Here is a 21,985-nt window from a genome sequence, read left to right as displayed (position 1 = left end):
CCGGCTGACGCCGGAAGTATCCAGGTCAGGTGCCGGCGTGTGCCCGTGGCCGCTCCGCGGGGACGACCGGGGCGGGCTCCTCCTCGTGCCCCTCGACCGACAGGTTCGGCAGCAGCCGATCCAGCCAGCGCGGGCACCACCAGTTGGCCCGGCCCAGCAGCACCATGGTGGCGGGCACGAGGAACCCTCTGATCACGGTGGCGTCCACGGCGATCGCCACGGCCAGGCCGACGCCGAACGTCTTGACCATCGAGTCCGGGTACGCGATGAACGCGGTGAACACCGCCACCATGATCAGCGCGGCCGAGGTGATGACCCGGCCGGTCGACCCCAGCCCCTCCGCCACGGACCGCGCGTTGTCACCGTGCTTCAGGTACGCCTGCCGGACCGAGGTCAGCAGGAACACCTCGTAGTCCATCGACAGCCCGAACAGCACCGCGAACAGCATCAGCGGCACGTAGCTCTCGATCGGCACCGAGAAGAACAGCGTCTGCACGAACGAGGCGCTCGCGGGCGGATCCATGCCCACCAGCCCACTGCCGACGCCGAAGGAGAACACCGCCGCCAGCGCGCCGAACGCGGCGCCGAGCGAGATGAGGTTCATCAGCGCCGCCTTGACGGCCACCACCGGAGCCCGGAACGCCAGCAGCAACAGCAGGGCGCTGAGCAGCACGACGACGCCGATGACCAGCGGCGTGCGCTCGGTCAGCCGGTCGGCGGCGTCGGTCAGGGCCGCGACCTCCCCGCCGACGTGCACCTCCAGCCCGTCCCCGTCGAACGTCCTGATCTCGTGGACGAGGTCGGCGGCACGCGCGTCGCTGGGCGGGTAGTCGGTGATCACCTGGATCATGGCCGCCCGAGCGGAGTCGTTCAGGTTGGGCTCGCCGACGTGCGCGACGCCGTCGAGGTCCCCGATCCGGTCGGCCAGCCGGTCGGCGGCGGCCTCGGTGATCTCGCCGGACGAGGCCGCGACCACGGTCAGCGGCCCGGTGCTCCCGGGGCCGAACCCGACCGTCATCAGCTCGTACGCCCGCCGCGGCTCCGACCCCTTCGCCCCGTACCCGTCGTCGATCGGCCCGAGCTTGAGCGAGAGCGCGGGCGCGGCGAGCGCGGCCAGCACGACCACGCTGCCGATCAGCACGGTCCAGGGCCGGCCCGCCACCCAGGTGCCGAGCGCGCTCCACCCGGACGACTCCGGACGGCGGCCGAGGAACGGCACCTTCAGCGCGTTCACCCGATGCCCCAGCAGCCCCAGCTGCGCGGGGACGAGCGTGATCGAGGTGAGCACCGCCATCACGACGGAGATGCCGGTGATCCAGCCGAGCGTGGCCAGCAACGGGAACCCGGCGAACATGAGCGCGGTGAGCGCGATCACGACCGTGCCGCCCGCGAACACCACCGCACCGCCCGAACTGGACACCGCGCCGCGCACCGCCTGCTGGACGGGCATGCCGGAGGCGAGCAGCCGCCGGTAACGCGACAGCAGGAACAGCGCGTAGTCGATGCCCACGCCGAGACCGATCATCGTGGCCATGATCCCGGCCTGCTTCGGCACGTCCATGACATGCCCGAGCAGCCCGATCACACCCAGCCCCGTGGCCACGCTGACCAGCGCGGTGAAGATCGGGATCAGCGCGGCGGTGAGCGTGCCGAAAGCGAAGATCAACACGAGCAGCGCGCAGATCACGCCGATGATCTCACTCGGCCCCGTCTTGATCTCCTTGTCGGCCGGGGTCGAGCTGTCGTTCGCGACGACCTCCAGCCCCGCCGCCCGTGCGGGCTCCGCGGCCTTGGAGATCTTCTGCGTGTTCTCGGCGACCTTGCTGGTGTCATGCCCCTCGAGCCGCACCGTTATGAGGCCGATCTGCAGGTTGGAGGAGATGCCGCCCATGTGGAACGGCGAGTCCGCCTTCTTGACGTGCTCCTGCCTGCGGATGTTCGCCACCGCGTCGTCGACGGCCTGCTTGCGCGACTCCTCGATGAGCGGCCCGTCCGGGGAGTAGACGATGAGCTGCACGGTCCCGCCGGCCTCGAACCCCGGGCCGAAACCGTCACGCATCAGGTCATGGGCCCGCTGCGCGTCGGTGCCGGGGATCTTCACCTCGTTGCTGACCGGGCTGCCCAGCACCAGGCTGCCCCCCATCGCGGCGATGGCGAGCGTCACCCATAATGCCAGGACGAGCCGCCCGTGCCGGGCGCACCAGCCACCCAGCCGGCCCAGAAAGCGCGCCATCGCGAAGACCCCCAGATCGGAACGACCGTCCTGTACGGTCGTACAGACTTAGGATAAAACGGCATATGAGGAGTTCTAGCGCGAACCCGGAAATGAGACGATGACCACAGCCGACGACACCCGCAGCCGTATCCTGGCCGCCGCCCGCAAGCTGTTCGCCGAGCGCGGCTACGCCCATACGTCGCTGGCCGACATCGCCGCCGCCGTGGGTCTGACCAAGACCGCGATCGCCTACCACTTCCACCCCAAGGACAAGCTCGCCGCCGAACTCATCGCCCCCGCCGCCGAAGACCTCATCGCCCTCCTGGGCGCCGACTTCGCAGCCGACCGCCGCGCCTTCGTGACGTCCCTGGTCTATTTCATGGTGCGGCACCGCGCGGTCATGCGGCTGTTCATGGAGGACCTCGGCACCGCCGACGCCGCCCCACCCGGCTCGACGGGCGAAGCCGTACGCACCTTCCGCGACGAGATCTACCTCAGACTCGTCGGCCCAGAGCCGGACGAGGAGGCCACGGTACGCGGCTGGGCCTTGCTCGGCGCCCTGCAATCGGCCGTCGTCCACACCATGGACCTCCCCCAGGACCAGGTCCACGACGTCCTCCTACGCACAGCCCTCGCCATCGAACACCCCTGACCCGCGAGATCCCTGCCGCCTGCCCACCGGCCGAGAGCTCCTGCCTCACCCCACAGAGCACCTCGGGCCCCTGACCGCCACCCTCGCCACAGAGAACCTCACCCCCTCCCCGTCCCACAATCGCGGACAGCGATGGGGGCCTTCGAGGGGGTCAGTCGAAGAGCTCGTCCACCGTGGTCACAGTCATCGCCCGCACGAGCCACGTATCGAGCTGCGTCACCTTGGCACACTCCTCGATCCGCGCCCGCGCCGCATCAGAAACAGCCACACCCCTATGCTCGAGGACCAGCAGAATCGACCGGACCACGCCCCGAGCCTGCCTGCCCTCTTGTCGTCCTTCTTCCCGCAGTTGCTCGGCGAACTCGGACCGGTAGCGATAGGTCCCCCTGGACATCACTTTCCTCCAGAGCTGTCGGGCCCCAGTGTCTCAAAGGCCCACTTCGGTCAACTCAGCAAGTAAGCCGGCGTCGTCGGAAGACCTTCTCGGGCCCGTCCGCCACGCTCGTCGCAAAGAACCTCGCCCCACCGCGCCGCGATCGCGGACAACAACGGAGCCGTCGAGGGGTTCAGTCGAAGAGCTCGTCCGCCGTGGTCACAGTCATCGCCCGCATGAGCCACGTATCCAGCTGCGCCACCTCGGCACACCCCTCGATCCGCGCCCGCGCCGCATCAGAGACAGCCACACCCCTACGCTCGAGCAGCAGCAGAATCGACCGAGTCTCCCCCCGAACCTGCCCCTCTGCTCGGCCCTCTTCTCGGCCCTCTTCTCGGCCCTTTCGTCGTCCTTCTTCTCGTCCTTCGTCCCGCAGTAGCTCGGCGAACTCGGACTGGTAGCGATAGGTCCCGGTGGACATCATTTTCCTCCAGAGCTGTCGGGCCTCACCGTCTCCGAGGCCCACTTCGGTCAACTCGGCGAGAAAGCCGGCGCCGTCGATGTCGATGGTGGCCAGCGCTGCTGCGAGCGCTTCCAGTATGACATTCACGCTGCTTGAGAGCGCGTGCGTGAGCGCGGAGAGCACGGCCAGGATCACGTCCTGAGCCGCCGCGGCCGGGTCGGTGATCGCGGGGACGTTGTCGGGCCCCAGGGCGATCGGCCAGATGGTCAGGGTCGGCCTGCCCGGAAGGCCGGTCGACTGCGGAGATCGCGCCCAACGCGCGGTGGACGCCTCCTGACAGATGACGATGAGCACGACCTCAAGCTGGAACCTCGCGCGCAGATAACTGATGTAGTACGCCCACGAGGACGGCTTCTTGGGGTCACGCCTTCCCTGCGACTCGATGATGACCAGGTAGTCGCCGTGCTCGGACTTCGCGTTGAGCAGGGTGTCCACGCGTCGTTCTATCGGCAGGATCTCGGTGAGGTCGGTGTTGACGACCGAGGTCGAGCTCACTTCCGGGAAGGGGATGTCCAGCGCCTTGAGGGTGCGGGAGAAGAGGGAGGGCTCCTCCTGGAAGATGCGGTGGAGGGCCTCGTGCTGCGCCGATGGCATGTACGAAACGTTATCACGTAATTACGGAGCGCTTACCAAAGCTCAGGGTTCGGTCGAGGGGTCGGGGGTGACCGTCGGGGTGGGGGTGGGTTCGGTGGGGTCGGGGCCGTCCGGGGGTTTCGCGCCGACGGTGATCGTGACGCGGCTGCCGGGGACGGCGCAGGTGTCCGGCGGTGGAGTCTGGGCGAGGGCGACGTTCCACTGGGACTCGTCCTCGACCACCTGGGTCTGAACCACCGGGACGAGCCCGGCGGCACGCAAGGCGGCGAGCGCGCCGTCGCGCGATTGGCCCACCACGCCGGGCACGGGGGCGCCGTTGCGGGCCACCACCAGGGACACCGCGGTGCCGCCCGAGACGCGGGCGCCCGCCTTCGGGGCCGTGGAGAGCACCTGACCCTCGGGCTTCGCGGAACAGGTGGTGGAGACCTCGCCCACCTTCAGACCGGCACCGGTGACCGCCGACTCGGCCGCCTTGCGTCGCATCCCGGCGACCGCGGGGACTCGTACGCCCGCCGACACCTCCAGCGCCACGGCCGTACCCTTGGCGACGTGGACGCCGACGGCGGGACGGGAGGCGAGCACCTGGCCGATCTTCCGAGGGGAGTCGACCTTGGTGACGTCGCCGGCGGTGAGGCCGACCCGTTCGAGGGCTCTTACGGCGGCGGCGCGGGAGAGCCCGGTCAGAGTGGGAACGGCGATCTGGACCGGCTTCCGTACGGACGGCTCCTTCGACGCCGGAGCCCGCTCGTCCCGTACGCGCTGCCGAGTAGGCGGCCGGTCCTTGGCCGCCTGGCCGGAAGGCTCAGCGGTGGGCGAGGACGTCGGCGTGACGGCACGCACCTGTGCGCCGTCCTCCCTGAACAGCGGCACGAACAGGGTCACCAGCACGGCCCCCGTCACCAGCAGCGCCCCGCCCGCGGCCAGCCCCGCCCTGCCCAACGCCCGCCTGGAGTCACGTCGCCGCTCCGGCAACTCCGCGGCGTACGCACCGGGCGGCGTAATCCCCACCCGCTCGTACGAATCAGGTACGCGCGACACCGGTTTGTGCGGAGCGGGTATCCGCACCGCCCTCTCGGGAGGAGCGACCTCGCGCACCGCCCTCTCAGGAGCGACCTCATGCAGCGCCCTCTCAGAAGGAGCGACCTCGCGTGGCACCCGCTCGACGGGATACCCGGCGGGCGACCCCCGGTAGGCGGCTCCTCCGATTCTCGGCCTCGCCCCACCACCGGCCCCCGCCACCCCGAACGCCGACCCGCCGACGCCCCCTTCCTCCCTGGCCACCCCAACTGACCCGGCAGCGTCCGCGCCGTCGACGGCCGCCCCAGTCGCTCCGGCAGTCCCAGCATCACCGCCAACCCCGGCTACCCCGTGGGCCTCAGAGGTCCCACCCCTGACCACCTCGGCAGCCCTGGACACCTCAAGGGCCCCTGGGCCGCCGGAAGCTCCGGAGCCCTCGGCAGTGCCGTACGCCCTACCCCCCGGGGCAGCGCCGTCATCCGCGACCCCAAGAGCCCCGAACGCCGAGCTGACGTCTTCCCCTCGGCCTGCTCCCGCCGCTGTCCCGGTGCCCTCCTGACCCGCCCCCCAGCGCCGCCGCCGGTCTTCGCCCTCGCCCGTACCCGGCGCGGGCTTGCCGTCCGAAGCCTCAGGCCCTTCGGCCGCCGACCTGACCCCTGCTCTCCACGCAACCCCGGCGTCCGAGTGCACCTCCGACGGCGATTCCCGCCTCTCGGGCGCGGTACCCCAGCCCGCTCCCGGCGGCGGTGCTAGGTGGTAGGCGTCCGGGGTGCCGGTGTGCTCCGGTTCCGCGAGCGGGGTGGGGCCGGTGGGCGGGGGAACGGGGCGGAGGATGTGCGGCGGAGGTGAGCGCAGCACCTCCGCCGGCAACCCCTCCGACGTCCCCAGCAGTTCGAGCAGCAGGTCACGGCTGGTCGGCCGGTTCCTGGCCTCCTTGTCCAGGCACGCCTCCACGAGGCTCCTGAGCCGGCCGTCCAGGCTCCCGAGGTCGGGCGGCGCGGTGAGGATGCGGTGCAGCACCGGCGCCACCGAGTCCTGCCCGAACGGCGCGGTCCCGTTGGCCGCGAAGCACATCGTGGCGCCCCACGAGAACACGTCCGCCGCCCCGGTGACGGCGCTCGCGGTGATCTGCTCGGGAGCCATGTACGCGGGAGTGCCCACGCTCCGGTTGGTCAGCGTGGCCGCCGCGTCGAGCGCCCGGGCCAGGCCGAAGTCGATGACGCGGGGGCCGTCGGGCCCGAGGAGCACGTTCTGCGGCTTGAAGTCGCGGTGCACGATGCCCGCGCGGTGGATGGCGGCGATGGCCGTGGCGGTGCCGACGGCCAGCCGTTCCAGGACGCCGCCGCGCCGCGGGCCGGTGAGCATGACTTCGCGGGCCAGGGAGGGCCCGTCGACGTACTCGCTGACGATGTACGGTCTGCCCTCGTCGAACCCGGCGTCCACCACCTGCGCGGTGCAGAACCTGGCCACGTGCTTGGCCAGCTCCACCTCACGCAGGAACGCCCCACGTCCGTCGCCCACCGGACCGTGGAGCAGTTTGACCGCGTAGCTCTCTCCGGCCAGGGCGCCGAGGTACACCACACCCTGCCCGCCCTCGCCCAGACGACCGGACAGCTCGTAGGGCCCGAGCGTCCGTGGATCCCCCGTCCTGAGCGGCTGCGCCGTTGGCACGGGCGCCTCCCCTCGCCGCCACCCCTCGTACCCTTCCACTGAAGCAGCCGGTGCCGGAGAGTCAACGGCGGCCGGGCCATCGCCGCCTGACCGTGACCGTCCGGGTTCAGGACGAGCGCGCGACCGTGCCCGAATACGTCACTTCCCGCTCACCCTGGCGTGTGACCGTGATGGCCATCTGGTCAGTGTCGCCGATGGGCCGTATGCGGAGCGTTCCCGGATGGCATTCGGCGCCGGCGACGTGGAGCAGTTCGTACGCGAGGTCGTCCGTCGTGGGCCGGAGCACGCCGGAGCAGTGGAGGTCGGCGCCCCAGCGCATGCTCGATCCGGTGCCTTCTTCGAGCCGGATGTCGACCGGGAACACGCGTCCGGCGCCGGGATGCGTGGCCGAGCCCGTCCAGTGGCCGGTCATCCCGTCGGCGGCCGGCCAGAGCGCGAACGCCCCCGCCGCGAGCGCCACCCCCAGGGCGGCGGCGAACGGCCACACCGGTAATCGCCGCTTCTCGGGGGCAGGCGGCGGTACGGATGATCCGGAGGTGTGGACGAGCCGGGCGAGGGCCTGGCTCCCGGTCACCTCGGACCGTGACATCACCGGCATCCGCCACGCGACGGTGTCGGAGTGGACGCTCTCGGCCGACGGGGCAGTGACCTCCACCCCACCCGACATCCCCACAGACCCGGCAGAAGCCACCGCCCCGGAGCCGGAAGCCGCCAGACCAGAAGCGGGAGCCGACGAGCCGGAGACAGGAGCCGACGGGCCCGAAGCAGAAGCCACCGGCCCGGAAGCGGGAAGCGGCAGGCCGGAGACAGGAGCCGGCGGGCCGAGTGCGGCCATGGCGCCCGAGGTGAGGACGTCGCCGGTGGCGGCCTGCCCGAGCAGCCGCCGCAGCACCTCCTCCGCGTCCGGCCGGTCGGCCGGGTCCGGCGCGAGGCAGGCGTCGACGATGCTCCTGAGCTGCCCGGACAGCGTGCCCAGGTCGGGCTTCCCGTACAGGATGCGCGCGAGCACCTCCTGGTGGGTCGCCCCGGTGAAGGCGTGGCGGCCGGTGGCCGTGTAGGCGACGGTCAGCGCCCACGCGTACAGGTCGGCGGGCGGCCCGGCCGGTTCGCCCTTGATGCGTTCGGGGGCGAGGTAGGCGGGCGTGCCGATGGGGATCTTGCCGGTGGTGGCGGTGCCGTCGATGAGCCGGGAGATGCCGAAGTCGATGACGCGCGGCCCGTCGAGGCTAAGCAGCACGTTCCCCGGCTTGAAGTCACGGTGGACGACTCCGGCCCGGTGGATGGCGCCCAGGGCGGTGGCGGTGCCGATGGCCAGCCTGTGGAGCGAGCCGCCGGTGCGCGGCCCCTGGTCGGTGATGTGCTCGCGGAGCGAGACGCCGTCGACGTACTCGCTCACCAGGTAGGGCCGGTCGCCTTCGAGGTCGGCGTCGAGCAGCTGGGCCGTGCAGAACGGCGCGACCCTGCGCACGGCCTCGATCTCGGCCAGGAACCGGCGGCGCACCACCGGGTCGGCCGACAGGCTGGCGTGCAGCAGCTTGATCGCGACCTGCGCGCCCTGGTCGGTGTGGCCGAGGTAGACCACGCCCTGCCCGCCGTGGCCGAGCCGCGCCGAGAGCCGGTAGCCGCCCAGACTGCGCGGGTCATCGGCTCTGAGCTCGGACATAAGGCGTCATTATGACAGGGATCATGTAAGGCCGTCGTAGGCGCCGGAGGTCAGGCCGAGCTCCGCCATCGCCACGTCGGCCAGGTCGTCCGGCATGTCGGGGATGATCCCGATCCGTACCAGAGCGGCGACGCCGAGGTAGCCGCCGTAGGCGGCGAGCACCCGGCGGCGGGCCTCCTGCGGGGGCAGCCCGAACTCGCGCAGCATGCCTTCCATGTAGGCCAGGCGCCGCTCGCTCACCCGCCGCGCCACCTCGCCGACCAGCGGGTCGTCGGCCTCGCTGATCAGCCGGAACGCGATCGCGGCGTCCCGGCCCTGACCGAACGCCCGCTCCAGCAGCGTGCGCATCCGCTCCAGCGGGTCGGGCACGTCCTCAAGCAGGGCGATGACCTGCTCGGTCTGCGTCTCCCAGCGCCGCAGCGCGGCCTCCAGCAGCGCCCGCCGGTTGGCGAAGTGCCAGTAGAAGCTGCCCTTGGACACCCCCAGCCGGGCGGCCACCGGCTCCACCGCGACGGCGGCGACGCCGCCGTCGGCCAGCGCCGCCAGCGCCGCCTCCGCCCAATCGTCCGCGCTCAGTCGACCCACGCTGTCCAGCTTTCCATACGGTGCCGTATAGTGGACCATACGCAACCGTATGGAGCCTCCGATGATCAACGGTGCCGAACGTCTCATCCCCCGGCCTGACGTGTCCGAGCGGCACGCGATCCTGATCGACGCCTCCAGGGAGCGCGTGTGGGACGCGCTCGTCGGACTGAGCGCGGACGACGTGCCCCTGGCCAAGCCGCTCGTCGCCGCCCGCGCCCTGGTCTCCCGCCTGGTCCACGGGCGCACGCCGCAGGGCGGGACCCCCTTCACCCCGCTGGTCGTCGACCCGGGCCGCGAGCTGGTGCTCGGCCTGATCGGCCAGTGGTGGCGGCTGGGCAGGTCGGAGGACGTCCCGGTCGGCTCGCTCGCGGAGTTCGAGGCGTTCGACCGGCCCGGGTTCGCCAAGGGCGCGTTCGCCTTCTTCCTGGAGGAGGAAGGCGGTCGCATCCGGCTGACGACGGAGACCCGGGTGGCGGCCACGAGCCCGGACGCGCTGCGCGCCTTCCGCCCCTACTGGATGGTCATCCGGCCGGGCAGCGGCCTCATCCGCCGCTTCATCCTCTCGGCGGTGCGCTCGCGGGCTCTTTGAGGTTGTCGAGCACCCGCCGGAGCAGGCCGGCCATCTGGGCCATCTCCTCCTCCGAGAATCCGACGAACACCCGGCGGCTGACCTCACCGAAGATCGGCGCCAGCTTCGGCACCAGCGCCAGCCCCTCGGGCGTGAGCTCGACGAGGACGGAACGGCGGTCACCGGGATGCGGCACCCGCCGCGCCAGCCCCTTGCCCTCCAGCCGGTCCAGCAGCCGGGTCATGCCCGCGGTGTCGGTGCCCAGCCGCCCCTTGAGGTCACTCGGCGTGGCGGTCCCGGTGGCGGCGCCCAGCAGCAGGGCCGTCTGCTGGACGGTCAGACCGTACGGGGCGAGCAGGCGTTCGGTCTCGGTGTTCAGCTCCCGCCCGACCAGGGCCAGCAGGGAGCCGCCGCCCAGTACGAGGGAGATCGAGGCTTCAGTCATACCCCGATCATAGCTGTTACGACACCTACTGTCGCGACAACTACATAGCCAACGCCCGGGACGCGGTAGGTTTTGCTGGTGCTGGAACAGGTTGTGGCGACGCGTTATGTGACGCCGCTGCGGGAGGGCGGGTCGCTGCCCGGCGTGGTCGAGGGCGACGACCTCGGCACGTACGTGGTCAAGTTCCGCGAAGCGGGCCAGGGCCGCCGGGTCCTGGTCGCGGAGATCATCTCCGGCGAGCTGGCCCGCCGCCTGGGGTTCCGCACGCCCGAGCTGAAGATCATCGATCTCGACCCGCAGCTCGGCGCCCGCGAGCCCGACGAGGAAGTGCAAGACCTGCTGAAGGCCAGCGCGGGCCGCAACCTCGCGGTCGACTTCCTGCCCGGCGCGCTCGGCTTCGAGCCGCTCGCCTGGACCCCCGACCCGGCGTTCGCCGCCCGGCTGGTCTGGTTCGACGGCCTGATCCACAACCTCGACCGCACCTGGCGCAACCCCAACCTGCTGCTCTGGCACGGCGACAGCTGGCTCATCGACCACGGCGCGGCGCTCTGGTTCCACCACAACTGGAAGACGGCCGACCCGCAGCGCCCGTTCGACGCGGGCGACCACGTGCTGGCCCCGTTCGCCGAGGGCGTCGACGAGGCGGCCGCCGAGCTGACCGCGATGATCACACCCGAGCTGCTGGCCGAGGTGACGGCGCTGGTGCCCGACGAGTGGCTCGACGGCGAGCCCGGCTTCGCCTCACCCGCCGCCGTGCGCGAGGCGTACGTCGATCATCTGTCACGGCGGGCGCACGGCCCCGGCGGGTGGCTGACGAAGACGGCGCCGCGGGCGCAGCGGTCCGGGCCCGGGTCGGTCGGCGAGTTCTGGCGAGGTGGGCGCGGGTGAGCAGGGACGTCTACGAGTACGCCACGATCAGGGTGGTGCCGCGGGTGGAGCGCGGCGAGCTGATCAACGCGGGCGTGCTGCTCTACTGCCAGCCGCGCGGCTACCTGTGCGCGCGGGTCGAGCTGGACGCGTCCCGGCTGCGCGCTCTCGACCCCGCGGCCGACGTCGAGCGGGTCGAGGAGGCGCTCAGCGCCTACGAGCTGGCCTGCGGCGACGAGGCGGGGCCGCTGTCGGCCGAGTCGCTGGGCGGCAGGTTCCGCTGGCTGACCGCGCCCCGCAGCACGATCGTGCAGACCGGCCCGGTGCACGCCGGCCTCACCGCCGACCCCCAGGCCGAGCTGACCCGGCTCTTCGAGAAGCTCGTACGGGTCTGAAAAGCGATCAGAAGAGCACGGACATGAACGTGTCGACCTCGTGGAATCCCACCCTGCGGTAGACCGCCCTGGCCGAATGGTTGAAGTCGTTCACGTACAGCGTCACCAGCGGCGCGAAGCAGTCGAGCGCGGCCTCCACGACGGCGGCCATGCCCGCCACGGCGTGCCCGTGGCCGCGCAGCTCGGGGTGGACCCAGACGCCCTGGATCTGGCAGGCCTGCGGGGTGACCGCGCCGATCTCGGCCTTGAACACCACCCGGCCGCCCTCGATCCGCGCGTACGAGCGGCCGATGCGGATCAGCTCCGACACCCGCGTGCGGTAGAGGGCGCCGCCGTCGCCGAGATTGGGCGAGACGCCGACCTCCTCGGTGAACATCGCCACGCAGGCCGGCAGCAGGATGTCGAACTCCTCCGGCCGCACCCGCCGCACCAGTGGGTCGGCGGGCACCGGCGGCCGGCCGGTGGTCGCCATGACCGGTTGCGCCCAGCGGATCGCGCGGGCCCGGCCCCAGTGCGGCTCCAGCCGCTCCCACAGCTGCCCCACCGCGTCGGCGGGGCCGACGATCGAGGAGCAGCGGCGGCCCTGCCTGCGCGCGCGGTCGGCGAAGGCGTGCACGGCCTCGGGGCCCGCGTTGATGGGTACCAGGTTGGCCCCGGCGTAGCACAGTGAGACGAGCGCGCCGCGCGGCCCGAACCCCCACATCTGACCGCCGAGCCGGGCCGGGTTGAGCCCCACGCTCCGCACCCGGGACGCGACGAAGACGTTCGCGACCGGGTCGGTGTCGAGCAGAGCGAGCACCTCGTCCCGGTCGCTGTCGTCGAGGACGCGCGACGCCGATGTCCGCAGCATCACATGGTCAGACTACGCGAACGACCACGGAATAGCTCATCTGGCCAGCACGTCGGTGAGCCTTTCGTGACCTGACGCCGCGCGGGACCGCATCCCGGCCTTCGGACGGGGCTCCTGCTTGGCCGCGCAGCGCGCTCCCTGGGCCGGCAGGGTGCCGTCCTGGAGGTAGGCGACCAGGTGGCGGTCCACGCAGCGGTTGCCGGCGAGCGAGATGCCGTGCTCGCCGCCCTCCTCGACGAGCATGCGGGCGGTCGGGAACCTGCCGCGCATCTTGGCCGCTCCCGCGAACGGGGTGGCGGCGTCGCCGCGCGACTGGACCATGAGGATCGGCGGGAGCCGCCACGAGCCGCGCACCTTGACCGGCTGCCCGCCGGGCACCGGCCAGAACGCGCACGGCGCGTTGAACCAGGCGTTCGGCCAGGTGAGGAACGGCGCCTCACGGTGCAGCCTGGTCATGTCGCGCCGCCAGACGTTCCAGTCGCGCGGCCAGGCCGAGTCGCGGCACTGGATGGCGAGGTAGACGGCGTAGCCGTTCTCGTCCTCGGCGTCGTTCTTGCCGTGCTTCTCCCAGGCGGCCACGAGCGGCTTCGCGTCGCCCTTGCGTACGTACGCGGACCAGGCGGTGGCCAGCTCGGGCCAGACCTTGTCGCTGTAACCGGCGACGTTGAAGGTGTCGTCCAGCTCGCTCGGGCCGACCACGCCGCCCGCCGGGCGCTCCGCCAGCCGGGAGCGCATCGCGTACCACGCGAACCTGGTCTGCCTGGCGGACTGGCCGAGCCGGTAGACCCGGTTGTGCCGGGCCACCCAGGCCATGAGCGAGCGGTGCCGCTCCTCGAAGGCGCGGTTCTGGGCCAGGTTGGAGCGGTACCAGTCGCCGTCGGGGGTCACCGCGCTGTCCATCACCAGGCGCTTGACCCGGTGCGGGAAGAGGGTGGCGTAGACGGCGCCGATGTAGGTGCCGTACGAGTAGCCGAGGTAGCTGATGCGCCGCTCGCCGAGGGCGGCGCGGATCCGGTCGAGGTCCCTGGCGACGTTCTCGGTGTTCATGTGCGGCAGCAGCCACGAGTAGCGGTTGCCGCACCGGCTGGCGTAGTCGGCGGCCCGGCTGAGCAGCACGTTCTCGTCGGCGCGGGTGCCCGGCACCGCGTCGGCGCGCGGCGGCCGGTAGTAGGCCTCGGGGTCGACGCAGTGCATGGCCGGCTGGCTGGCGCCCACCCCGCGCGGGTCGAAGCCGATGACGTCGTAGCGTTCCCGCAGCTCGCGTGGGAGCAGCGCGGCCACGTACACGGCCAGGTCGCGGCCGGACGCGCCGGGGCCGCCCGGGTTGACCAGCAGCACGCCCAGATGGTTGCCGTCACGGGGCACCTTGGCCTTGACCCGGTTGACGGACAGCTTGATGGCGTGCCCCCACGGCTCCCGGTAGTCGAGCGGCACCCGTACGGTGCCGCACTCGACGCCGAGGCCCGCCGCCACGGTGGCCAGTTTGTCGTCGGCCTTCACCGGGCAGGCGCCCCACGCGACCTGCGCGGGCACGGCTCCCGGTTTCGCCTCGGCGTCCACGCTCATCGGCGCCACGCACACGCCCAGCACGGCCATGCCGCCGACCAGTCCCACGAACCGCTTCACCCGGCTCCTCCCCTATCCCTCGGAGAGGAAATACTCCCGTACGTAGCGGCCCGGTGACGGACGGTATGGAGAATTGCTTGCCATCCCGTGATGCCGCCCTGGCTCTTCTCAGTAGAGAACCAGACGGTCGTAGGCGGGGCGCCACTCGTCGCGGTACGCCTCCCGGATTGCGGGGGGCAGGCCGTCGAGGACGGCGGCCACGACCCGGGGCTCCTTGCCGTCCCACAGCCAGGGCAGGTAGGTCGTGAGGTCGTCGCCGATGCGGTCGCGATGGGTCTGGCCGAAGTGGCTCCACTGCTCGGGGCCGAGGGTAGCGTCGATGAGCGCGAGCCCTTCGGTCTCCTCGTGCTTCAGGTGCCCAGCCAGGCCGGTGGCCAGGGCGTCGACCAGGCCGGCGAGCCGTTCGGCGCCGTGGTCGCGGTCGGTGAGCGCGGCGTCCACGGCCTCCAGCAGCGGGTCGATGGCGGCGTGCTCGTCCTCCATGGCGTCGAGCAGGGCCAGGCCGTCAGGGGTCACGGCGCCGCGCATGGCGGGCCAGAGCGCGTCGTCCTCGGACGTGTGGTGGACCCGCAGGAACTTCTTGAACAGCTCCCATCCGGCGGCGGCCGCCAGGATCCGCCGCGGGTCGTCGCCCGTCCTGGCCGCCACCCGGGTGATGCGCTCCAGCTCGCGCCGGAGCGCGTCGTGCAGCGCGAACATCATCGACATGTCCAGCCGATAGGTCATTTTCTCCTCCTCGGTATGTCAACTACTATAACCATCAACTTGCCAACTATTTAAGCGCTTAACCATCATTGCTCTCGGTAAGCTGCGTTGCCGGAGGTGCGCCACATGCAGGACAGGACGCTCGCGGGAGCGCTGCGCAGGTCGCTCGGCGCGCTGCTGCGCCGGACCTACGCCCACTTCACCGCCGAGGCGCTGGGCGACGACCCGCGCTCGCGCGACTTCGTCGTCCTCGACACCCTCGCCGACCAGGACGCCGACTCCCAGCACGAGCTGGCCGAGCGGCTCGGCATCAACCGGACGATCATGGTGCGGCTGATCGACCGGCTCCAGGAAGCCGGGTACGTCACCCGTACCCGCAATCCCGCCAACCGGCGCTCCTACGTGCTGTCGATCACCGACGAGGGGCGCAAGGCGCGCGACGGCATGCGGGAGGCGGTCGCCGAGCGGGACGCACGGATCACCGCGTCACTGACCGAGACCGAACGGCAGCGGCTCAACGAGCTGCTCAGCCTGCTGCTCCCCGACCCCGAGCCGCTCGGGACCACCGCCTACCTGGTCGCGCAGGCTCACTACCGGCTGCGCCGCATGGGCGACGCCCGGCTGGCCGGCACCGGTCTGCGCACCCGCCACTTCGGCAGCATGGCCGCCCTGGAGGCGCTGGCCCCCTGCTCCCAGCAGCGGCTGGCCCAGGGCATGCAGGTGACCGAGCCGGCGGCCGCGCAGATCGTCGACGAGCTGGTCCGCCTCGGCCTGGTCGCCCGCGGCCAGGACCCCGCCGACCGCCGGCGCTACGCGCTGGAGCTGACGCCGCGCGGCCGGGAATGCCTCGCCGTCGTCCGTGACGCCGCCGAGGGTCTCCAGGCGGAGGTCCTGTCGCTCCTGGGGGACGAGGGCGAGCGCGAGCTCCGTGCCCTCCTCACCGAACTCCTCGCCGCCTGACCACGGAAAACAGCGAACCCGTACGAGCGGATCGCTCGTACGGGTTCGGGGTCAGTACGGAGGTCAGCGCACGACGACCTCGGGGCCGGTGGCGTCGTCATCGAGGTCGACCGCCACGCCCATCTCCTCGGCCAGGCGCAGCGCCTCGTCGATGAGGGTCTCGACGATCTGCGACTCCGGCACCGTCTTGATGACCTCGCCCTTGACGAAGATCTGGCCCTTGCCGTTGCCCGAGGCCACGCCCAGGTCGGCCTCCCTGGCCTCGCCGGGCCCGTTGACGACGCAGCCCATCACGGCCACCCGCAGCGGCACCTTCATCCCTTCGAGCCCGGCCTGAACCTGCTCGGCCAACGTGTAGACGTCGACCTGGGCCCGCCCGCACGACGGGCAGGACACGATCTCCAGCCCCCGCTCGCGCAGCCCGAGCGACTCCAGGATGGCGGTGCCGACCTTGACCTCCTCCACCGGAGGCGCCGACAACGAAACCCGGATGGTGTCGCCGATCCCCTCGGCCAGCAGCGCGCCGAACGCCACCGCCGACTTGACCGTGCCCTGGAAAGCCGGGCCCGCCTCGGTGACGCCGAGGTGGAGCGGGTAGTCGCAGCGGGCCGCCAGCAGCCGGTAGGCGTTGATCATGACGACCGGGTCGTTGTGCTTGACCGAGATCTTGATGTCGCGGAACCCGTGCTCCTCGAAGAGCGAGCACTCCCACAGCGCGGACTCGACCAGCGCCTCGGGCGTGGCCTTGCCGTACTTCTGCAGCAGCCGGGGATCGAGCGAGCCGGCGTTGACCCCGATGCGGATCGGGACGCCGTGGTCGGCGGCCGCCTTGGCGATCTCGCCCACCTTGTCGTCGAACTTCTTGATGTTGCCCGGGTTGACCCGCACCGCCGCGCAACCCGCCTCGATGGCGGCGAAGACGTACTTCGGCTGGAAGTGGATGTCGGCGATGACCGGGATCTGCGACTTCTTCGCGATGATCGGCAGGGCCTCGGCGTCGTCCTGGGACGGCACGGCCACCCGGACGATCTGGCAGCCGGAGGCGGTGAGCTCGGCGATCTGCTGGAGGGTGGCGTTGACGTCGGCGGTGACCGTGGTGGTCATCGACTGCACGGAGACGGGGGCGTCGCCGCCCACGGGGACGTCGCCGACCATGATCTGACGGGAGTGTCGGCGTTCGGCGAGCGGCTTGGGGCGGACCGACGGGATGCCGAGTGCTACAGGAGACATTTCAACCCTTGATTGTCGACGACGCTTCCAGTCTATGGAGCTAACGGGAGTGCCCGGCTGTGAGCTCGGCCGCACGGGCGCGGGCCCAGGCGTCGGCGGCGAGCACCTCCTCGACGGAGCTCGCCGGGGTGACCTGGTGTTCTTCGACGACCTCGGCGACCGTGTCGACGATGCCGAGGAACGGCAGCCCGCCCTTGACGAACGCCTCCACGCACACCTCGTTGGCCGCGTTGTAGACGGCGGGGGCGGTGCCGCCGGCCGAGCCGACGTGTCTGGCCAGCGCGACCGCGGGGAAGGCGGCGTCGTCGAGCGGCTCGAAGGTCCAGGTGTGGGCCCTGGTCCAGTCGACGGGCGCGGTGGCGGCGGGGACCCGCCCGGGATGGCCGAGGGCCAGCGCGATGGGCAGCCGCATGTCGGGCGGGCTCGCCTGGGCGATCGTCGAGCCGTCGACGTACTCGACCATCGAGTGGATGACCGACTGGGGGTGGACCACGACCTCGATCCGGTCGAAGCCGATGTCGAACAGCAGGTGGGCCTCGATCACCTCCAGGCCCTTGTTGACCAGGGTGGCCGAGTTGATGGTGATGACCGGGCCCATGGACCAGGTCGGATGGGCCAGCGCCATCTCCGGTGTCACGTCGGTCATCTCGGCGCGGGTGCGGCCGCGGAACGGGCCGCCGCTCGCCGTGACGACCAGCCGCTTGACCGCCTCGGGGTCGTGCCCGCGCGGCCCCGAGGCCCACAGGCACTGCTGCAGCGCCGAGTGCTCGGAGTCGACGGGCACCAGCTGCCCCGGCCCGGCCAGCCGCTTGACCAGCGGCCCGCCGACGATCAGCGACTCCTTGTTGGCCAGCGCGAGCGTGTGGCCCGCCTCCAGGGCGACCAGCGTGGAGGTCAGGCCGAGCGCGCCGGTGATGCCGTTGAGCACGGTGTCGCACGGCCTCCCGGCCACCTCGGCCACCCCTTCGGCGCCGGCCAGCACCTCGGGGCTCGCGCCGTGCGCCGCCAGCGCCTCGCGCAGCGCGGGCACGGCGGCGGGGTCGGCGACGGCGACCGCCTCGGCCCGGAACGCGGCCGCCTGGCGGGCCAGCAGGTCGGCCCTGGCGCCCCCGGCGGCGAGCCCGGCGACCCGGAACCGATCCGGGTTGGCGGCGATCACGTCGAGGGCCTGGGTGCCGATCGAGCCGGTGGACCCGAGCACGGTCACGGAGCGGAGGGTCTGTGCGCGCACCCGTCCATTCTCTCCCCCCACCGGACCTGCCCGCGCACGGAACCGGCGACGCGCCCTCAGGAAATTAACGGAAAGTAGCCGCAAGGACACATCTGGTAGTGCACACTCATGGGGCATGACCCTGAGCACCCCCTTGCTCGCGGCCGCGCCCCTCGTCGCGGGCCTGCTGGGCCCCGCCCTTCTCGGCGCGGCCCCTGAGCAGCACGCGAGCGCGGCCCTCACTCCGCGGACCGCGGCCGCCACCCATCTGCCGCAGGCCCCCGCCGTGGGCGAGGTCGTCGAGCACGTGGCGGCCCGCGAGCCGGCCGACCACCTGCGCGTGCTCTCCTACTGGACGCCCGACCGCATGGCCAAGGCCCTGCCCATCGACCTGCCCGGCCTGGTCAGCAAGCAGGGCGGGCTGCTGGGCGGCCTCACCGGAGGCACCGGCCTCGGCCTGTCCCCCGCCGTCACCGGCGGCAAGGTCGCCGTGGTCCCGCCCCGGCGCGGCGCCAGGGCCGGGGCACGTCACCAGTCCGCCCGCCCGCTCGCCACCACCTCCGGTTCCCGCTGGGCGGTGGGCGGCGCCGTGGCCAGGACCACCGGCCGGGTCTTCCTCACCATGAACGGCGTCGACTTCGTCTGCTCGGCCAGCACCGTGCGCGGCCGCAGCCGCGACCTCGTGATCACCGCCGGCCACTGCGTCAAGGACGGCGCCGGCGCCTGGGCCAAGAACTGGACGTTCGTCCCGGCCTACGGCAACGGCGGCGACAAGCCGTACGGGCAGTGGACCGCGCGCCGGATGTTCGTGGCCGGGCCCTGGTCGCAGTCTTCCGACGACAGCTACGACGTGGGCATGGTGGCGCTGGCCCCGTCGCGCGGCCGGCACGTCGCCGACGTGGTGGGCGCCCAGGACATCGCCTTCAACAGCCCGCGGGGCGGACACGCGGTCGGCTTCGGCTATCCGGCGGACCCGCCCTACAACGGCAAACATCTGGTCTACTGCGCGGGCCGGCTGCGCGACGACCCCTACGGCGACACGCACGACCAGGGCCTCGGCTGCGACATGACGGCGGGCTCCAGCGGCGGCCCGTGGCTGTCGCGCTTCGACACGGCCACCGGCAGGGGCACGATCACCTCGCTGAGCAGCTTCAAGTACAGCGACGACCAGCGCACCATGTACGGCCCGATCCTGGGCGAGGCGGTCAGGAAGCTCTACCTGACGGCCGAGCGCGCCTAGGGCCGGTGCGGCCGGCGCACGTCGTCCACGTACAGGGCGAGCAGGGCGCCCTCGTCCGCCAGCGCGGAGAAGGTGATCTGTCGGCGGAGCTGGGCGATCGACAGCAGTTTGTCCACCCCGGCCCAGGACCAGCTGAACGCGCCGGGTTCCCAGAGCGTCTCGGGTGACAGCTTCAGATGCAGGTCCCGTACGTCGTGCTGGGACCAGACGGGGCGCACCGCGACCAGCTCGACCAGACTCTGCCACTCGGCCAGCGCGCACTGCGACCGCCAGAGCAGCGCGTAGCTGCGCCACTCGGTGACCACGTCCTCGTGTCCCGGCATGAACTCGCTCGCCCGCAGCTCGGGCGAGCAGGCCAGGGCGAGCACCATGAGGTTGGCCGAGTAGTAGGCGTAGCGCCGCTGCGGCCCGGCGATCCACGGCCGGTAGGCGGCGATGGAGGAGTCGTCGCGGGCGTCGAGCTCTCTGAACAGGCGGAGCAGCACCCCGCGCCAGCGGTCGGCGTCCCTGGCCAGCTCGCGCAGGAACGAGACGACGGGCAGCCGCGAGGAGATCGCCGCCCATGACAGCAGCGTGCGGAGCAGGCCGTCGTGCACGCCGGTGAGCGCCAGGCTGGACTCCTGTGCCACCAGCTCGCGCATGAGCGCGGCGAGCAGCCTGGCGATGAGGAACTCGCCGAAGGTGGCGTGCAGGAACTCGTAGGTGTGCAGCACCTCGTCGTCGCGGACCGCCCTGGCCCGGTGCACGAAGAACGACCGGGCCAGCGCCTCGTGCGCGCCGCCGCGCGGCCCGGCCAGGCCGGGGGTCCTGCGCTGCTCGGGCAGCAGCACCTCCAGGTCGGCGTCGACCTCCTCGGTGGTGGCCCACTGACGGCCCCGGTTGACCATGGACGCGGCGGCGAAGGACAGCCGCAGCAGCTCCCGTTCCACGAGGCGGGGCACCTGCTCGGCGGGGTGGCGTTTCTCCAGGGCGCGGGCGGCGAAGGCGGTCATCAGCCGCTCGTACAGCTCGGCGTGGCCGAGCGGTCCGGGTTCGCGGCGCAGCGCATTGCCGTCGGCGTCGTAGCAGGCGAGCATGAGCAGCAGCAGCGGCTGCCCGACGAGCCGGGGGTGCGACAGCACCACGTCGATGGTGAGCGGCTCCAGCCCGGCGGCGCGGAAGTAGTCGGCGTTGACCGCGTTCCACACCTCCAGCCAGGCACGCACGGCGGTGGTGTCGAACGGTTCCAGCCGCGCCACGACCGTGCCCTCGGGCAGGCCGGCCCGGTTGGCGACGGCGGTACGGGAGGTGACGACGACGGCGACGGCGCGGCCGGCGTCGGCCTCGCGGTGCTGGAACCTGGCGACCTTCATCAGGTAGTCCGACTGGCGCACGCCGGTGGCCTGGAGCAGCTCGTCGAAGCCGTCCAGGATGATCACCGGCAGCGTGCCGCCCGCTGCTCTGGCGAGCGCGGGCCACTCCAGGCGCTCGCCGCTCAGGTGGTAGACGGCCTGCTCGATCTGTTCCTGGATGCCCGCGGTCGCCGACACCTCGCGCAGCGGCACCCGGATCGGCAGGAAGGACGCGTCGCGCAGGCGGGCGGCGAGCACCTTGGTCAGCACCGACTTGCCGGAGCCCGGCCGACCGAGCACGATGAGCGGCACCTCGCCGGCCATCGGCGCGGTGAGGAACCCGGCGAGGAACCCGGGCAGGTCGGAGCGGAGCTCGTGGCCCTCCCACCACGTCTCGACGCTCGGGTCGTCGCCGGGCGCGATCTCGGCCGTCCTGAACCTCGGGGGCACGTACGCCTGGGCGAGCGTCGGCAGCCGCATCCCGATGGGCACGTCGCCTGTCTCGGCGATCGGCCGCACGAGCGCGGCCTGGTGCAGCCGGTCGAGGGCGGCGAGCCGGTCGGGCAGCGTCTCGCCGGAGGCGACCAGCGAGACGAGCCGTTCCAGTTCGGCCATCCCGGCCAGGACGGGCCGGTGTTCGGCCATCCCGGCCCAGAACGCCAGCTCCGGCACGTCGTGCGCGAGCGCGCGGTAGCGGTCGGTGTAGCGGAGCACCGCCGCCTCGGCCAGCTCGTCGCCGAGTGCGGCGGCGATCCACTGCCGGGCGTGCTCGTCCTGCTCATCCCACGACTCACGGTCCCTGATCATGGTGAGCAGCTCGCGGCCGAGCTCCAGGTAGGAGCCGCGCACCGCGGCCACGGCCTGCTTGAACGGCCGGTGCGGCACCGGGCGCAGCGGCGCGGCCAGCTCCCAGTGGTGCCCGCCGTCCTCCCCGTACAGGTCCTCCCAGGCGAAGGGCAGGTCGAGCGTGCCGAGGGCTTCCAGGTACGCGGTCACGACCAGCACGGCGTGGGCCGCTTCGAACCGTTCGGTGCGGGTGCGCCAGGAGCTGCCCGGCCGCCAGTCGCGCCATCGGCCGAGCAGGTCGGCGCCCAGTTCGACCAGGTCGGTCCGGGATTCCAGCACGGCGGGGATGGGCAGCAGCGGCGCGGCCGCCGTGTCCGTGAGCGCGGCCGGCACCCGGACGGCCGGGTCCGTACCGGCCAGCAGCCGCACCGCGTCGACGTAACGGTACTTATCGCCCATACGGGTTCATCGCCCCGAGC

18 protein-coding genes are annotated in these 21,985 nt (G+C 72.1%); 6 read left to right on the top strand and 12 right to left on the bottom strand.

What is annotated here, in order from left to right:
- Positions 1–25: 25 nt before the first annotated feature.
- Complete coding sequence (locus ACGFI7_RS10775; RefSeq protein WP_393402019.1) at positions 26–2,233, bottom strand: MMPL family transporter; 2,208 nt, start codon at positions 2,231–2,233, stop codon at positions 26–28.
- A 100-nt stretch (positions 2,234–2,333) separates the two neighbouring features.
- On the opposite strand from ACGFI7_RS10775, the gene ACGFI7_RS10770 reads away from it, so the two are divergent.
- Complete coding sequence (locus ACGFI7_RS10770; RefSeq protein ID WP_393402016.1) at positions 2,334–2,867, top strand: TetR/AcrR family transcriptional regulator; 534 nt, start codon at positions 2,334–2,336, stop codon at positions 2,865–2,867.
- Between the two features lie 566 nt (positions 2,868–3,433).
- On the opposite strand, the gene ACGFI7_RS10765 is transcribed toward ACGFI7_RS10770, so the two are convergent.
- From ACGFI7_RS10765 to ACGFI7_RS10750, 4 genes are all read right to left on the bottom strand, one after another.
- Complete coding sequence (locus ACGFI7_RS10765; protein ID WP_393402013.1) at positions 3,434–4,357, bottom strand: hypothetical protein; 924 nt, start codon at positions 4,355–4,357, stop codon at positions 3,434–3,436.
- A 42-nt stretch (positions 4,358–4,399) separates the two neighbouring features.
- Positions 4,400–7,045, bottom strand: a complete 2,646-nt coding sequence (locus ACGFI7_RS10760; protein WP_393402011.1) for a serine/threonine protein kinase — start codon at positions 7,043–7,045, stop codon at positions 4,400–4,402.
- A 106-nt stretch (positions 7,046–7,151) separates the two neighbouring features.
- Positions 7,152–8,708, bottom strand: a complete 1,557-nt coding sequence (locus tag ACGFI7_RS10755) for a protein kinase (RefSeq protein WP_393402009.1) — start codon at positions 8,706–8,708, stop codon at positions 7,152–7,154.
- 21 nt (positions 8,709–8,729) lie between these two features.
- Complete coding sequence (locus tag ACGFI7_RS10750) at positions 8,730–9,293, bottom strand: TetR/AcrR family transcriptional regulator (protein ID WP_393402007.1); 564 nt, start codon at positions 9,291–9,293, stop codon at positions 8,730–8,732.
- Positions 9,294–9,354: 61 nt separating this feature from the next.
- Here ACGFI7_RS10750 and ACGFI7_RS10745 point away from each other — a divergent pair, with 61 nt between their 5' ends.
- Positions 9,355–9,882 carry a hypothetical protein gene (locus ACGFI7_RS10745; protein WP_393402005.1) on the top strand — a complete coding sequence of 176 codons (528 nt, stop codon included), beginning with the start codon at positions 9,355–9,357 and terminating at the stop codon, positions 9,880–9,882.
- Here the strand turns inward: ACGFI7_RS10745 and ACGFI7_RS10740 are convergent.
- Positions 9,848–10,306: a MarR family winged helix-turn-helix transcriptional regulator gene (locus ACGFI7_RS10740; protein ID WP_393402003.1), complete on the bottom strand. Its 459-nt coding sequence runs from the start codon at positions 10,304–10,306 to the stop codon at positions 9,848–9,850. The genes ACGFI7_RS10745 and ACGFI7_RS10740 overlap by 35 nt on opposite strands.
- Before the next feature lie 78 nt (positions 10,307–10,384).
- On the opposite strand from ACGFI7_RS10740, the gene ACGFI7_RS10735 reads away from it, so the two are divergent.
- Positions 10,385–11,194 (top strand): HipA family kinase, encoded by an 810-nt coding sequence (locus tag ACGFI7_RS10735; RefSeq protein ID WP_393402001.1) that lies wholly within the window; start codon positions 10,385–10,387, stop codon positions 11,192–11,194.
- Positions 11,191–11,568 carry a DUF3037 domain-containing protein gene (locus tag ACGFI7_RS10730; protein WP_393401999.1) on the top strand — a complete coding sequence of 126 codons (378 nt, stop codon included), beginning with the start codon at positions 11,191–11,193 and terminating at the stop codon, positions 11,566–11,568. Before ACGFI7_RS10735 ends, ACGFI7_RS10730 begins: the two co-directional genes overlap by 4 nt.
- 7 nt (positions 11,569–11,575) lie before the next feature.
- Here the strand turns inward: ACGFI7_RS10730 and ACGFI7_RS10725 are convergent, their stop codons facing one another.
- From ACGFI7_RS10725 to ACGFI7_RS10715, 3 genes are all read right to left on the bottom strand, one after another.
- Positions 11,576–12,418, bottom strand: a complete 843-nt coding sequence (locus tag ACGFI7_RS10725; protein ID WP_393403883.1) for a GNAT family N-acetyltransferase — start codon at positions 12,416–12,418, stop codon at positions 11,576–11,578.
- 36 nt (positions 12,419–12,454) lie between these two features.
- Positions 12,455–14,044 carry an alpha/beta hydrolase gene (locus tag ACGFI7_RS10720; protein WP_393401997.1) on the bottom strand — a complete coding sequence of 530 codons (1,590 nt, stop codon included), beginning with the start codon at positions 14,042–14,044 and terminating at the stop codon, positions 12,455–12,457.
- Positions 14,045–14,152: 108 nt separating this feature from the next.
- On the bottom strand, positions 14,153–14,770 hold the full coding sequence (locus tag ACGFI7_RS10715) for a hemerythrin domain-containing protein (RefSeq protein ID WP_393401995.1): 618 nt from the start codon (positions 14,768–14,770) through the stop codon (positions 14,153–14,155).
- 105 nt (positions 14,771–14,875) lie between these two features.
- Here ACGFI7_RS10715 and ACGFI7_RS10710 point away from each other — a divergent pair, with 105 nt between their 5' ends.
- Positions 14,876–15,709: a MarR family transcriptional regulator gene (locus ACGFI7_RS10710; RefSeq protein ID WP_393401993.1), complete on the top strand. Its 834-nt coding sequence runs from the start codon at positions 14,876–14,878 to the stop codon at positions 15,707–15,709.
- A gap of 63 nt (positions 15,710–15,772) precedes the next feature.
- Here the strand turns inward: ACGFI7_RS10710 and ispG are convergent, their stop codons facing one another.
- Both ispG and dxr read right to left on the bottom strand, forming a co-directional pair.
- Complete coding sequence (ispG, locus tag ACGFI7_RS10705; protein ID WP_393401991.1) at positions 15,773–16,939, bottom strand: flavodoxin-dependent (E)-4-hydroxy-3-methylbut-2-enyl-diphosphate synthase; 1,167 nt, start codon at positions 16,937–16,939, stop codon at positions 15,773–15,775.
- 40 nt (positions 16,940–16,979) lie between these two features.
- Positions 16,980–18,170 carry a 1-deoxy-D-xylulose-5-phosphate reductoisomerase gene (gene dxr, locus ACGFI7_RS10700; protein ID WP_393401989.1) on the bottom strand — a complete coding sequence of 397 codons (1,191 nt, stop codon included), beginning with the start codon at positions 18,168–18,170 and terminating at the stop codon, positions 16,980–16,982.
- Between the two features lie 115 nt (positions 18,171–18,285).
- Here dxr and ACGFI7_RS10695 point away from each other — a divergent pair, with 115 nt between their 5' ends.
- A complete protein-coding gene (locus tag ACGFI7_RS10695; RefSeq protein WP_393401987.1) occupies positions 18,286–19,389 on the top strand; it encodes a trypsin-like serine peptidase in 1,104 nt (367 codons plus the stop codon).
- Here the strand turns inward: ACGFI7_RS10695 and ACGFI7_RS10690 are convergent.
- A complete protein-coding gene (locus tag ACGFI7_RS10690) occupies positions 19,386–21,965 on the bottom strand; it encodes an NACHT domain-containing protein (protein WP_393401985.1) in 2,580 nt (859 codons plus the stop codon). The two genes, ACGFI7_RS10695 and ACGFI7_RS10690, sit on opposite strands and share 4 nt — an antisense overlap.
- Positions 21,966–21,985 lie beyond the last annotated feature (20 nt).

This window comes from Nonomuraea sp. NPDC048826 (genome assembly GCF_043198225.1).
Taxonomy (GTDB): domain Bacteria; phylum Actinomycetota; class Actinomycetes; order Streptosporangiales; family Streptosporangiaceae; genus Nonomuraea.
Note: the sequence above shows the minus strand (reverse complement) of the source record. Positions and strands in the feature narration are given on the sequence as shown.

Coding starts and splice junctions, on each gene's coding strand:
- ACGFI7_RS10775 (WP_393402019.1), bottom strand. CDS start 2,233: ATGGCGCGCTTTCTGGGCCGGCTGGGTGGCTGGTGCGCCCGGCACGGG.
- ACGFI7_RS10740 (WP_393402003.1), bottom strand. CDS start 10,306: ATGACTGAAGCCTCGATCTCCCTCGTACTGGGCGGCGGCTCCCTGCTG.
- ACGFI7_RS10690 (WP_393401985.1), bottom strand. CDS start 21,965: ATGGGCGATAAGTACCGTTACGTCGACGCGGTGCGGCTGCTGGCCGGT.
- ACGFI7_RS10710 (WP_393401993.1), top strand. CDS start 14,876: ATGCAGGACAGGACGCTCGCGGGAGCGCTGCGCAGGTCGCTCGGCGCG.
- ACGFI7_RS10765 (WP_393402013.1), bottom strand. CDS start 4,357: ATGCCATCGGCGCAGCACGAGGCCCTCCACCGCATCTTCCAGGAGGAG.
- ACGFI7_RS10770 (WP_393402016.1), top strand. CDS start 2,334: ATGACCACAGCCGACGACACCCGCAGCCGTATCCTGGCCGCCGCCCGC.
- ACGFI7_RS10755 (WP_393402009.1), bottom strand. CDS start 8,708: ATGTCCGAGCTCAGAGCCGATGACCCGCGCAGTCTGGGCGGCTACCGG.
- ACGFI7_RS10715 (WP_393401995.1), bottom strand. CDS start 14,770: ATGACCTATCGGCTGGACATGTCGATGATGTTCGCGCTGCACGACGCG.
- ACGFI7_RS10745 (WP_393402005.1), top strand. CDS start 9,355: ATGATCAACGGTGCCGAACGTCTCATCCCCCGGCCTGACGTGTCCGAG.
- ispG (WP_393401991.1), bottom strand. CDS start 16,939: ATGTCTCCTGTAGCACTCGGCATCCCGTCGGTCCGCCCCAAGCCGCTC.
- ACGFI7_RS10725 (WP_393403883.1), bottom strand. CDS start 12,418: ATGCTGCGGACATCGGCGTCGCGCGTCCTCGACGACAGCGACCGGGAC.
- ACGFI7_RS10695 (WP_393401987.1), top strand. CDS start 18,286: ATGACCCTGAGCACCCCCTTGCTCGCGGCCGCGCCCCTCGTCGCGGGC.